The 12,402-nt window shown below is 72.8% G+C and carries 8 protein-coding genes, 1 tRNA gene and 1 other RNA gene; 3 read left to right on the top strand and 7 right to left on the bottom strand.

Translation table 11 applies throughout. From position 1 onward, the window contains the following. Positions 1 to 122: 122 nt before the first annotated feature. The 3 genes from purD to ffs form a co-directional block, all read right to left on the bottom strand. The gene (gene purD / locus O1G22_RS21890) at positions 123 to 1,388 is read right to left on the bottom strand and encodes a phosphoribosylamine--glycine ligase (protein WP_270082884.1); all 1,266 of its coding nucleotides are present in this window, start codon (positions 1,386 to 1,388) and stop codon (positions 123 to 125) included. Between the two features lie 165 nt (positions 1,389 to 1,553). Further along, positions 1,554 to 3,911 carry a DNA polymerase III subunit gamma and tau gene (locus O1G22_RS21885; RefSeq protein ID WP_270082883.1) on the bottom strand — a complete coding sequence of 786 codons (2,358 nt, stop codon included), beginning with the start codon at positions 3,909 to 3,911 and terminating at the stop codon, positions 1,554 to 1,556. Positions 3,912 to 3,950: 39 nt separating this feature from the next. Next, positions 3,951 to 4,047: signal recognition particle sRNA small type (ffs, locus tag O1G22_RS21880), an RNA gene on the bottom strand. A gap of 119 nt (positions 4,048 to 4,166) precedes the next feature. Between ffs and O1G22_RS21875 the strand changes: the two genes are divergently transcribed. After that, positions 4,167 to 4,251: transfer RNA gene (locus O1G22_RS21875), tRNA-Ser, on the top strand. Positions 4,252 to 4,372: 121 nt separating this feature from the next. On the opposite strand, the gene O1G22_RS21870 is transcribed toward O1G22_RS21875, so the two are convergent. After that, positions 4,373 to 5,290 carry a LysR family transcriptional regulator gene (locus O1G22_RS21870; RefSeq protein WP_270082882.1) on the bottom strand — a complete coding sequence of 306 codons (918 nt, stop codon included), beginning with the start codon at positions 5,288 to 5,290 and terminating at the stop codon, positions 4,373 to 4,375. 108 nt (positions 5,291 to 5,398) lie between these two features. On the opposite strand from O1G22_RS21870, the gene O1G22_RS21865 reads away from it, so the two are divergent. Together O1G22_RS21865 and O1G22_RS21860 are read left to right on the top strand one after the other, a co-directional pair. Then, positions 5,399 to 6,598 (top strand): cysteine desulfurase-like protein, encoded by a 1,200-nt coding sequence (locus O1G22_RS21865; RefSeq protein WP_270082881.1) that lies wholly within the window; start codon positions 5,399 to 5,401, stop codon positions 6,596 to 6,598. Positions 6,599 to 7,164: 566 nt separating this feature from the next. Next, positions 7,165 to 9,003 (top strand): trypsin-like serine protease, encoded by a 1,839-nt coding sequence (locus tag O1G22_RS21860; protein WP_270082880.1) that lies wholly within the window; start codon positions 7,165 to 7,167, stop codon positions 9,001 to 9,003. A 270-nt stretch (positions 9,004 to 9,273) separates the two neighbouring features. On the opposite strand, the gene O1G22_RS21855 is transcribed toward O1G22_RS21860, so the two are convergent. From O1G22_RS21855 to O1G22_RS21845, 3 genes are all read right to left on the bottom strand, one after another. Beyond that, complete coding sequence (locus O1G22_RS21855) at positions 9,274 to 11,073, bottom strand: copper resistance CopC/CopD family protein (RefSeq protein WP_270082879.1); 1,800 nt, start codon at positions 11,071 to 11,073, stop codon at positions 9,274 to 9,276. A 63-nt stretch (positions 11,074 to 11,136) separates the two neighbouring features. Next, positions 11,137 to 11,904, bottom strand: coding sequence for an SDR family NAD(P)-dependent oxidoreductase (locus O1G22_RS21850; RefSeq protein WP_270082878.1), 768 nt, complete (start codon positions 11,902 to 11,904; stop codon positions 11,137 to 11,139). Next, entirely contained in the window at positions 11,901 to 12,395 is a 495-nt protein-coding gene (locus tag O1G22_RS21845) for a cupin domain-containing protein (protein WP_270082877.1), read from the bottom strand. The genes O1G22_RS21850 and O1G22_RS21845 overlap by 4 nt, the downstream gene beginning before the upstream one ends. Between the last annotated feature and the right edge of the window lie 7 nt (positions 12,396 to 12,402).

Genomic DNA, 12,402 nt, shown 5'->3' with positions numbered 1-12,402 from the left:
CCGCGTCATCCATATGGGCGATTGCTCACTCGATGGAATGGCTTTGGTCAGAGGTGGGTGACAGACAGCAAGGATCAGGCCCCGGATCGTTGGATCCGGGGCCTGCATCAGGAGCGGGCAGGTCAGGCGGTCGCCTGCGCGTCCCGCGCCGCCTTCGCGGCGATGTCGGTGCGGTGCTGGGAGCCGTCCAGCCGGATCCGGCCCACCGCCCGGTACGCCCGCTCGCGCGCCTCGGTCAGGTCCGTGCCGGTGGCCGTGACGGACAGCACTCGCCCGCCCGCGCTGACGACGGCGTCACCGTCCTGCCTGGTCCCGGCATGCAGCACGTACGCGTGCGGGGCGTCCTCGGCGGCCACCTCGTCCAGACCGGTGATCGGGTCGCCGGTGCGGGGGGTGCCGGGGTAGTTGTGCGAGGCGACGACGACCGTGACGGCCGCGTCCTCGCTCCAGCGCAGGGGCGGCAGATCGGCGAGGGTGCCGGTGGCGGCGGCGTGCAGGATCCCGGCCAGCGGGGTCCGCAGACGGGCCAGCACGACCTGGGTCTCGGGGTCGCCGAAACGGGCGTTGAACTCGATGACCCGGACCCCGCGGCCGGTGATCGCCAGACCGGCGTAGAGCAGGCCGGAGAACGGCGTGCCGCGGCGGCGCAGCTCGTCCACGGTCGGCTGCAGCACCGTCTCCAGCACCTCGTCGACCAGCTTCGGGTCGGCCCACGGCAGCGGCGAGTACGCGCCCATGCCGCCGGTGTTCGGACCCTCGTCGCCGTCCAGGGCGCGCTTGAAGTCCTGGGCGGGCTGGAGCGGCAGGACCGTCTCGCCGTCGGTGATGGCGAAGAGGGACACCTCGGGGCCGTCGAGGAACTCCTCGATGACCACCCGCTCGCAGCCGGCGGCGTGCGCCTTGGCCGTGTCGAGGTCCTCGGTGACGACGACGCCCTTGCCGGCGGCGAGGCCGTCGTCCTTGACGACATAGGGCGCGCCGAAGGCGTCGAGGGCCTCGGCGATCTCCTCGGCGGTCGTGCAGACGTAGGAGCGGGCGGTCGGTACCCCGGCCGCCGCCATGACGTCCTTGGCGAAGGCCTTGGACCCCTCCAGCTGCGCGGCCTCCTTGGACGGGCCGAAGACGGGGATGCCCGCCTCGCGGACGGCGTCGGCGACCCCGGCGACCAGCGGGGCCTCCGGGCCGACGACGACCAGCTCGGCGCCGAGGCCCGTGGCCAGCTCGGCCACCGCCTTGCCGTCGAGCGCGTCGACCGGGTGCAGCTCGGCGACCTCGGCGATGCCGGCGTTGCCGGGGGCGCAGTGGAGCGCCGTGACGGCGGGGTCGAGGGACAGGGAGCGGCACAGGGCGTGTTCGCGGGCGCCGCTGCCGATGACGAGGACCTTCACGGGGTCAGCCTAATGGCAAGGTTGCCGAAGGTCGGGGGCCGGGTTTGTTGGGCTTTCCTCCAAAGGTCTTCCTCCGAGGCCCTTCCTCCGAAGGCCTTCCTCCGAAGAGGAGGGCGTTTGCCGCCGGCCGGGACGATGAGGCCGATGAGGCCGACGGGGCCCTCGTCACTCGTTCGAGAACTCCTCCACCACCGTCGCGCCCAGCTCCCGCACGATCAGCTCGTGCCCGGAGAGGGCCGACTCGTCCAGGTCGGGGTCGTCGTCCTCGGGGATGTCGTCCTCGGGGGCGACGGGCGGCGGCTCGGGGGCGGAGACGGGCCGGGGGGCCGGGGCGGGTGCCGCCGTGGCGGACGCGGGGCCGGGCTGCGCGGACACCGGTGCCTGCGGGGCCGCCTGGGGAGCCGCGGGACGGGGTGCGGCCGGGGCGCCGTAGCCACCGCCCGCGCCTCCGGCGGGAGCGCCGCCGTAGCCACCGCCGTAGCCCTGGGCGCCGCCCGTCGCCGGGGGCGCGGAGCCGCCGGACGGGTCGATGACCGCCTCGATCTTCCACTGCACGTTGAACTGCTCGGCCAGCGCCGCCCGCAGCACGTCCTCGCTGCCGCTGCCCGCGAAGTTGTCACGGGCGCCGGCGTTGACGAAGCCGAGCTGGAGCGTCGTGCCGTCGAAGCCGGTCACCTGGGCGTTCTGGCTGAGCAGGATCCAGGTGAAGCGGCGGCGGTTCTTGACCGCCTCCAGGATGTTCGGCCAGAGCGCGCGGGGGTCGAGGCCGCCGGCCGGGGCGGGGGGCGCGGTGGCGACCGGAGCGAGGGCGGCTGGGGCCGTCGGGGCGGAGGCGGACGCGGGGGCGGGGGCCGTGGGGGCCGGACCCGGCTGGTGCTGTGGCTGAGCGGGGCCGCGGCCCGGGGCGTTGCCCTGCTGTCCGCCCGCCGGGGCGGCCGTGGGCCATGCCCCGGCAGGGCGCCGGCCGCTGCCGGCGGGAGCGGCGGTGGGCCAGGCGCCGGGGGCGGCCGTGGGCTGGGCCTGGGCGGCGGCGGGCTGCGGGACGGGGGCAGGGGCGGGGGCAGAGGCAGGGGTGGCCGCGGGAGCGGGCTCGGGAGCCGGGGCGGGCTGCGGGGCGGCCGGAGCGGCAGCGCCACCGTGGACGGGCGCGACCGGGGCAGCGCCGTACGACGCACCGGACGCGGCCGGAGCGGGGGTACCGGCGGCCGGAGCGGGGGCGCCGGCCGGAGCGCCCGTCGCGCGGACGGCAGCCCGAGCCGCGGCGGGACCGCCACCGGGCGGAACCGGCGCACCGCCGCCCTGGCCGTGGGCCTCGGGCCCGGGGACGTACCCCATGGCGGGCGCGCCACCGCCGCCGGAGAAGTTGACGCCACGCTCCAGGCGGTCGAGGCGGGCCATCACGGAGCGCTCGTCGCCGTAGGCGGCGGGGAGCAGCACGCGCGCGCAGATGAGTTCCAGCTGGAGGCGGGGCGAGGTGGCGCCGCGCATCTCCGTCAGGCCCTCGTTGACCAGGTCGGCGGCGCGGCTCAGCTCGGCGGCGCCGAACGTGGACGCCTGGGCCTGCATGCGCTCCAGGACGTCGGCGGGAGCGTCGAAGAGCCCCTTGTCCACCGCGTCGGGGACAGCGGCGAGGATCACGAGATCCCGCAGCCGCTCCAGCAGATCGGCGACGAAGCGGCGCGGGTCGTTGCCGCCCTCGATGACGCGGTCCACCACCTCGAAGGCGGCGGCGCCGTCACCGGTGGCGAAGGCCTCGACGACGGAGTCGAGGAGCGAGCCGTCGGTGTACCCGAGGAGGGAGGTGGCCATGGCATACGTCACACCGTCCGCACCCGCACCGGCGAGGAGCTGGTCCATGACGGACATGGAGTCACGCACGGAACCGGCACCGGCGCGCACGACGAGCGGCAGCACACCCTCCTCGACGGGGATGTCCTCCCGCCCGCACACCTCGGCGAGGTAGTCCCGCAGGGTCCCCGGCGGGACGAGCCGGAAGGGGTAGTGGTGCGTCCGCGACCGGATCGTCCCGATGACCTTCTCGGGCTCGGTGGTGGCGAAGATGAACTTGAGGTGCTCCGGCGGCTCCTCGACGACCTTCAGCAGCGCGTTGAAGCCGGCCGACGTGACCATGTGGGCCTCGTCGATGATGTAGATCTTGTAGCGGCTGCTCGCGGGGCCGAAGAAGGCCTTCTCCCGCAGCTCACGGGCGTCGTCCACACCACCGTGGGAAGCGGCGTCGATCTCGATGACGTCGATGGATCCCGGACCGTTGCGGGCGAGGTCCCGGCAGGACTGGCACTCGCCGCAGGGGGTCGGCGTGGGACCTTGCTCACAGTTCAGACAGCGGGCGAGGATGCGCGCGCTGGTCGTCTTGCCGCAGCCGCGCGGACCGCTGAACAGGTACGCGTGATTGACCCGGTTGTTCCGCAGCGCCTGCTGCAGCGGGTCGGTGACATGCTCCTGCCCGATGACCTCGGCAAAGGTCTCCGGGCGATAGCGGCGGTACAGCGCGAGAGACGACACGCATACGAGGTTATAGGCGCCCACTGACAACCCGGGAAAAAGAAGGGCCCCCCACGCACCCGCCAGAGCCGACCTACCCTTGCTGCCTTCCGGCCCTGGGGGAGTTCAGTCAGATAGCGCCGCGTGAGGGGCTGCGCCCACAGTACCCGATCCCGGCCCCCGCCCAGTACCCGATCACGCACCACGCCCCCTCCCGATCCGGGCCTGCGGGAACGGGTTCGCGAGCACTCCCCTCGGTCATGTAATGTTTCCGGCGGAGGATTCGCCTAGAGGCCTAGGGCGCACGCTTGGAAAGCGTGTTGGGGGCAACCCCTCACGAGTTCGAATCTCGTATCCTCCGCCTCAGCCCGCCAGGGCGAACGATGGCCCCGACCGGAATCCGGTCGGGGCCATCGTTGTGCGTGGTCGCCGTTCTGGTTGTGGTCTGGTTGTGGTCACCGGACCTTGAAACCGTCCGACGACTACGCGCCCTCTACGGCGTCAGCCAGGAGCGTGACCAGCTCGTCGACGATCGGGGGACGCGCGCCGGGTCTGCTGACGGCGAGGATCTCCCGGTGGAGCGGTGCGGCTCCGGGTGGCAGGACCACCCGCTCGACTCCGGCATCGTGCACCGCGCCGAGGAGCGTGGCCGGGATCAGGCCCACCGCGAGACCGGCCCGGATCATGGCGAGCATGCTGTGCAGGTCCTCCGTCTCCAGTGTCACCTGCGGCGCGATCCCGAGCTCTCCGGCCCAGCGGAGCAGCAGACGCCGGTCGGGGTTGTGCGCGTAGCCCGAGACCCACTCCCGTTCCAGGCATTCGGCCAGCTCCACCGGGCGTGGGCGCCCCGGCTCGGCACCCGTCACCAGGACCAGCGGTTCGCGACCCAGGACGGTGATGGTCAGCGCCTCGGACGGGACCGGCGGGTCCTCGGGCAGGTAGCGGTAGGCGACGAGCAGGTCGATGTCCCCCGACCTCACCCTCGGCACGCCCTCGTCCGTCTCCACGACGACGAGCCGGATCCGGGGGCCCGGGCGGCGAGCCCTGAGCGTGGACAGGACCTGAGGGAGCAGGTAGGTCATCGCGCTGGGGTAGATCCCGACGCGCAACTCGGCGATCTCGCGGTGGGCGATGCCGTGGGCGGTGTCCTGGAACCGCGCGGTCGCGTCGAAGAGCGTCTCGGTCGCCTGGGCGAGGGAACGGCCGGCTGCGGTGAGGATCAGCCGGCTGCCGGGGCGGCGGACGATCAGTTCGACGCCCATGTCGCGTTCCAGCGCGGCGATGTGCTGGGACACAGCCGAGGGCACGTATCCGAGTTCTGCCGCGGCCTCGGCCATCGAGCCGTGGCGCACGACGGCCAGGAAGGTGGCCAGGAGCTTCAGATCCGGCTGAGACTTCACGGTTCATGAACTTTCTCTTCGGGATCCATCGCTTTACGTGTTCCGGGGTGGGCGCCAGAGTAAAGGCACCGCGACGCCAGGCACTCCGCCCGACAGAAAGCCGAGACCATGGCCATCGACCTCACCGCCCTGCGGGCCCACTTCCCCTCCCTCGCCACCGGCCTCGCCTTCTTCGACGGCCCGGGCGGAACACAGACTCCCCGCCCCGTCGCCGACGCCATCGCCGCGACACTCACCGGACCCCTGTCCAACCGGGGAACCGTCAGCCCGTCCGAGCTCAACGCCGAGCGCGCCGTCGCGGACTTCCGCGCCGCCTATGCCGACCTGCTGAACGTGCCCGCGAACGGCATCGTCCACGGGCGCAGCGCCACGCAGCTGACGTACGACTTCTCCCGCCACCTGGCCAAGGGCTGGAACGCGGGCGACGAGATCGTCCTCAGCCGCCTCGACCACGACGCCAACGTCCGCCCCTGGGTCCAGGCTGCCGAGCGGGCCGGCGTGACGGTCCGCTGGATCGAGATCGACCCGGAGACGACAGAGCTGGACCTCGACTCGTACGAGCGGGCCCTCTCGTCCCGGACCCGGCTGGTCGCGGTCACGGCGGCCTCCAACGTGCTGGGTACCAAGCCACCCGTACGCCGGATCGCCGACCGGGCCCACGAGGCGGGCGCGCTGGTGTACGTGGACGGGGTCCACTACGCCGCGCACCACCTCGTGGACGTGCCCGCCCTCGGGGCGGACCTCTTCGTCTGCTCGCCGTACAAGTTCCTCGGACCGCACTGCGGGGTGCTCGCGGCAGCGCCCGAGTTCCTCGAAACCCTGCGCCCGGACAAGCTCCTGCCGTCCCCCGACTCCGTCCCCGAACGCTTCGAGTTCGGCACACTGCCGTACGAGGTGCTGGCGGGCGCCACCGCCGCCGTCGACTTCCTCGCCGAGCTGGACCCGGGCACGGGGGCCTCGCGCAGGGAGCGCCTGAACCGCTCCCTGGGCTCCATGCACGAGCACGAACTGACGCTGCGCGCACGGCTGCAGGAGGGTCTGGAGTCTCTGGGCGGCGCCATCAACCTGCGCTCGAAGGCCCCGGACCGCACCCCGACGCTCCTGATGTCCATCGAAGGCCGCGACGCACGCGAGGCCCAGGCACATCTGGCCGCGCGCGACGTGGTGGCACCCGCCGGGTCGTTCTACGCCTACGAACCGTTCACCGCGCTCAAGCTCGAAGAGCCCGCCCTGCGCGCTGGCCTGGCCCCCTACAACACCACCGACGACGTGGACCGCTTCCTCGACGGGCTCGCCGCCTTCCTCTGACCTCGCCGGATCCGACGCAACGCCTGGCGACCTCAGTCCGGCAGTCCCCGGAACGATCCGTGCAGGCCGGCCTCGGCGAAGTAGACGGTGGCAGCGGTGGGATCGCGGCGGGTGCAGCCCGGTTCCAGGCGTCCGGTGCACCAGTCGCCGCCGACGAGCCGAGGCCGGCTTCGCGGACCGGGCCCATCTCACCCGGTGGTTCACCCGCACCTACGGCATCACCCCCGCCGTCTACCGCACGGGATCGGCGTCGGCACGCAGGACCTGCCGGGATCCCTTGCGCGATCCACAGCCTGTGCACACACTCCGGCGACCACGTCAGCGACAGCATCCCCATCCGCGCCGCGGACCGTCGCTGACGCCAAGCTGCACGGTCACACGTAGGCCGGCGCCCCCTCTCCCGCAGCAACTCTTCTTCATCTCAGGCCCGTTCGCGATCCGACGGCGGCGGAAACGTCAAGTTTCTGTAGCGTATGAGTCTGGTGAAAATCAGTGAGACGGAAGTAGCATCGGCCGCCTCTGTTCGATGCCACCCCCCTCCAGCATCTTCACCACAGGAGACTTGAGTGTCCTCTGCCCACAGAGGCAAGAAGCACGGTCGCCGGGGCCGGATAGCCGTACGCTCCGCCGCCACGCTGTTCCTCGGCGGTGCCGGCGCGTTGGTCATGGCGCCCGCCCACGCGACGCCGCTGCCGACAGACATCGGCGTCCAGGGCCACGGCGGCATCAGCGCGTCGCAGCTCACCGCCCGCGTGCACGGCGCGCTCACCGCGCCGGCCGCCAACACCCCTGCAACACTGCGGCCCGCCGCGCGCGCGGGCGCACCGTCCGGCACCGCCACCGGTCAGGACCCGCAGCCGTCGGCTTCCGGCACCGTCGCCCCGCACATCATCGGCGGTACGACCACCAGCATCTCCACGGCCCCGTGGATGGTGCAGCTGTGGTACTACGACGACAAGGGCACCTCCGACACCAGTGACGATGTCGGCTTCTTCTGCGGCGGCACCGTCGTGTCGCCCACGAAGATCCTCACCGCCGCACACTGCGTCTCGGGCTACGACTGGCACAACAACGGCGCGATCATCTACGGCACCAGCCAGTTGCCGACCACCGACCCGTCGACCAACACCACCGACTTCCACGGCGGCACGGTGACGGGCGTCTGGCGTCAGTGGAACGATTCTTCGTTCAAGATCACCTCGGCCGGCACCGCCGTCAACGACGTCGCCGTGCTGACCCTGCCCAACCCGATCAGCGCCAAGCCCCTGCCCATCACCACCTCCGACGACACCACGTCGTACAAGGCGGGCACCCAGGCGCAGATCTACGGCTGGGGGCGCACCAGCTCCACCAACCAGGACATCTCGCAGACCCTGCAGAAGGCCACCGTGCCGGTGAACGCCGACTCGACCTGCTCGGCCTACTACGGCAGCGACTTCGTCGCGGGCGCCATGACCTGCGTCGGAGCGCCGGCCAGCGGCTCCGACAGCGGAACCGTCGCCAGCTGCAACGGCGACTCCGGCGGCCCGCTGGTCGTGGGCGGACGTGTCGTCGGTGTCGTGTCGTGGGGCGTGCAGGACTGTGTGGCCCAGGGCTCGTACAGCGTCTTCACGAAGCTGAGCAGGTACGTCGGGGCGACCGAACCGCGCATCGACGACACCGACTTGAGCGGTGACGGCCGCGCGGACATGTTCGCGATCGCCTCCAACGGCCAGGGCTACGAGTACGACTCGCGCGGCACCTCCTTCGGGACCCGGATCCCGCTCGGCGACTGGAGCGGGGTCAACCTGGTGCGCCAGGCCGACCTCGACCGCGACGGCTACGCCGACCTGCTGGTGCGCACCACCGACGGCACCCTGTACTGGCAGCACCTCAACCTGTCCACCGGCAACGCCGACGTCACCAGGATCGGCTCCGGCTGGAACGCCATGAAGGTCATGCTCGCGCCCGGCGACGTCACCGGTGACGGCCACCAGGACCTGCTGACCGTCGACTCCAGCGGCAACTTCTGGCTCTACCCGGGCACCGGCCACGGCACCTTCGGCTCGCGCGTCAAGCTCGGCTACGGCTGGAACACGTACGGCGCCAACATCTTCGGCAAGGGCGACTTCACCGGCGACGGCAAGCTCGACCTGCTCGCCCAGGACTCCTCCGGGAACCTGTGGCTGTACAAGGGCACCGGCGACCCGTCGCACCCGCTGGCGTCCCGCGTGAAGATCGGCTGGGGCTTCCACTACACCGCGTACGTGATGAACGGGGACATGACCGGCAACGGTCACTCCGACCTGATCGCCCGCGACAGCAGCGGCAACCTGTGGCTGTACCAGGGCACGGGCGACGTCTCCCACCCGCTGGCCTCCCGCGTCAAGATCGGATACGGCTACAACGGCTACCGGCTGAGCTGACCGGTACTCCGGCGGGACACCGATCCCACCCGGACAACGGGCCCGCGTGCGTCCTGACCAGGGCGTACGCGGGCCCGTTCGCACAGCGCCGGTTACCGATGTCGTGGCCGTGGCCGCACAACTCGCCCTGCACCGGGCCGTCCTGGCCGGCCAGTCCCGCCGCTCCTCCTGGGACGCGTGGCCGGGCATCGGCCGTCCCGTCCTCGCCGTATGGAGCGAGCGGGGCATGATCTCCGCCGAGGAGATCGACGGCATGGTCCGGCCCGTGACCTACCGCGCCACCCGCACCGGCGCCGACACCGTCACCTGGTCCACGTCCGAGATCCGTACCGTCGCCTTCATCGTCCAGGTCCCCGGGATCGGGAGGGTGAAGGAGTCGGTGGCCCAGTAGCCGCCCCGGTCGGTGACCCTGGTGTCCAGGGGGCCTATGCGCTGAGCGGCGAGGGTGAGGGTGATGCGGAGTTCGGGGACCGTGGACAGGCCGCCGTCGGGGCCGTAGACCACGGCCTGGACGGAGGACCGGCCCACCCGGCCCGGGTCCAGGGTGACCTGGAGCGTGCCGTGGCCGCCCGGGGTGCCGGTGTCGAAGGGGATCGTCGTCACCGAGGCCGTCGGAATGCCGGCCACCGGTCCGCCCGGTTCCGCCGTCTCGGTGGCCGTGCGGCCGGGCACCGTGCTCGTCAGGAGCGTCGTCACGGCCAGGACCACCATCGCCACGGCCGCCTCCGCCAGCACCGAGCGGCGCAGGAGGGAAAGGGGGAGGGGCGCGGGTGCGGGCGGCTTCGGGGGTTCCTCCGGGAGCGGGGGGCCCGTCGCCGGTTCCGGGATGCGGGCCGGGGCCGGGGTCGTCGTGTGCGTCTGTGCCCGGGACCGGGTCGCGCGGGCGATCCAGCTGCGGGAGCAGGCCGCCGCCAGCAGGAGCGCGGCCACCGTGGCCAGTTTGACCAGCAGGGTACGGCCGTACGTCGTGTCCGTCAGGGCCTGCCAGGAGCCCAGGCCCCGCCAGGACTGGTAGACGCCGGTCACCGCCAGGACCGTCACCGAGGTGAGGGCCAGGCGGGAGAAGCGGGCCGGGACCGACAGGGGCAGGGAGGGGTTGCGGGACAGGGTCCGCAGGAGCGCGGCCAGGCCGCCCAGCCAGGCGCCCATGGCGAGCAGATGGAGGGTGGCGGAGGTGATCGCCAGCGGAACCTGGCTGCCCGCCGAGGCGTGTTCGGCGGCCGACCAGGTCAGGGACAGGGGGACGGACACCGTCGCGGCCACGGCGAGCGTCGCGCGGCGTGGGAGTCTTCTGCGGCGAGCCCGCAGGAGGGCGACCGTGGCCGCGGCCAGCAGCAGCAACGCCAGACGGGCCAGCAGGAGTTCGCCGGGGCGGGTCGTCGCCGTACGGGCGAGGGAGGTCAGGGAGAGGGCGCGGGCCGGTGCCGTGCCCTCCTCGTACGGGGCGCGCAGGGCGAACAGGGCCAGCGTCGACGCGATCAGGGTCCAGGCCGCCGTCACGGCCGGGGTGCGCAGCGGGGCCGCCTGCGGAGGGCGGCAGTACGCGACGAACGCGGCCGTGCCCAGCAGCAGGGCCAGGGAGAGGTAGGCGAGGTAGCGCGCGATGTTGTACAGGGCCGCCGTTGCCGGGTTCTCCGTGTCGCCGGCGGCGCCGGTCGCCGTGGTCGCGGTCCGTTCACCGACGGAGAACGTCAGCGCGCCGGACACCGGGTGGCTGTCCGCCGACACCACCCGCCAGGCGACCGTGTAGGTGCCGGTGGCGAGCCGGGCGGGCAGGGAGACGCGGGCGGTGTCCGAGCGGCCGGGGGTGTGGCCGGCCGCGCCCGTGTGCACGCGGTGGTTGGTGGGGTCGTAGACGCGGAAGGAGTCGGTGAGCAGGCTGACCGACTCGGTGAAGGTCAGGGTCACCTGCCGGGGGGCCGTGCGCAGGATGGTTCCGTCGGTGGGGTCGGTCGTGCGCAGGGCCGCGTGGGCCGACGCCGGGGAGGCGGTGCCGAGCAGGAGGAGGAAGAGGCCCGCGCAGAGCAGGGTCAGGCGTCGTGCCCATCGGTGGTGGTCGTACGGCAGCACCTCGTCCCCTCCCTGTGCCTTCGTCAGGCCTCTGTACAGGTACGCAGAGATCCGCCGACTTGCTCACCACGTCGGGCGGGCCGAGATGCCGCCGTCCACGACCAGGTCGTGCCCGGTGATCCAGCTCGCGAGCGGCGAGGCCAGGAACACGCAGGCGTCGGCCACGTCCTCGGGGCGGCCCAGGCGGCCGGTGGGGGCGGCGGCGAGCCAGCGGCGTACGCCGTCCGGCCAGGCCTCCGCCAGCCCCTCGCGGGCGATCAGACCGGGCGAGACCGTGTTGACGCGGATGCCGTCGGGGCCGTACTCCAGAGCCGCCGCGCGCGCGTGCATCACCACCGCCGCCTTGGCCGCGCTGTAGTGGGCGTGGCCGGGAGCCGGCCGGGCGGCCTCGATGGAGGCGATGTGAGTGATCGTGCCGCCGCCGTGTGCCCGCATGTGATCGGCCGCGGCCTGGGTGCAGGCGAAGACGCTGGTGAGGTCGGTGTCGACGACCTCACGCCACTCGGCCGCCGCCATCCCGGGCAGGGGCTGGACCGGCTGTACGGCCGCGTTGTTGACGAGGGCGGTGAGGCGGCCGCCGGACCAGTCGGCCGTCTCGTGGACCAGGCGGTGACAGGCGTCCTCGTCCGTCAGGTCCGCCCGCAGGACGACGGCCGCGCAGCCCGACTCCCGGATCCGGGCCGCCACTTCACCGGCCGCGTCCACCGCCGTACGGCAGTGCAGGGCCACCGCCGCACCCTGCTCCGCGAAGCGCAGGGCGATGGCGCGGCCGATGCCGCCGCCCGCGCCGGTCACCAGGGCGGTCTGTCCGTCGAGAAGGTTCGCGTTCATGGGCGGGACAGTTCCGTGATGCGGACGGCTTCGGACGGGTAACGCGCCGTCAGGGTGGCCGGGTCGCCGTGTTCGTAGTCCGCTTCGGTGAATCCGGGGGCCATCGTGGTGCCGAAGAGCGTCCACGCGCCGCCCGGAGCGACCCGCGCGCCCATCCAGGTGCGGGCGGGCACGGTCAGCTGGACGTGCTGGCCGGACAGCGGTGCGGGGCCGAGGACGGCGGTGCGGGTGGTGCCGTCGGGGGCGAGGAGCAGCAGGTGGAGCGGGTCTCCGAGGTAGAAGTGCCAGATCTCGTCGGTGGGCAGGCGGTGCAGGGCGCAGTAGTCGTCGGCGGTGAGCAGGGCGACGATGGCGGTCCCCGCGGGACGTCCGTCCGGGCGCGCGGGCCCCGTCCAGGTCCGCCGGTACAGGCCGCCTTCGCGGGGGATGGGTACGAGGGCGTAGTGGGCGATCAGCTTTTCCGGTGTCGGGTCTTCCGGTGTCGGCGGCACGGAGAGA

Origin of the sequence: Streptomyces camelliae, assembly GCF_027625935.1 — a bacterium.
In the GTDB taxonomy this organism is placed as follows: Bacteria; Actinomycetota; Actinomycetes; order Streptomycetales; family Streptomycetaceae; genus Streptomyces; species Streptomyces camelliae.
Note: the sequence above shows the minus strand (reverse complement) of the source record. Positions and strands in the feature narration are given on the sequence as shown.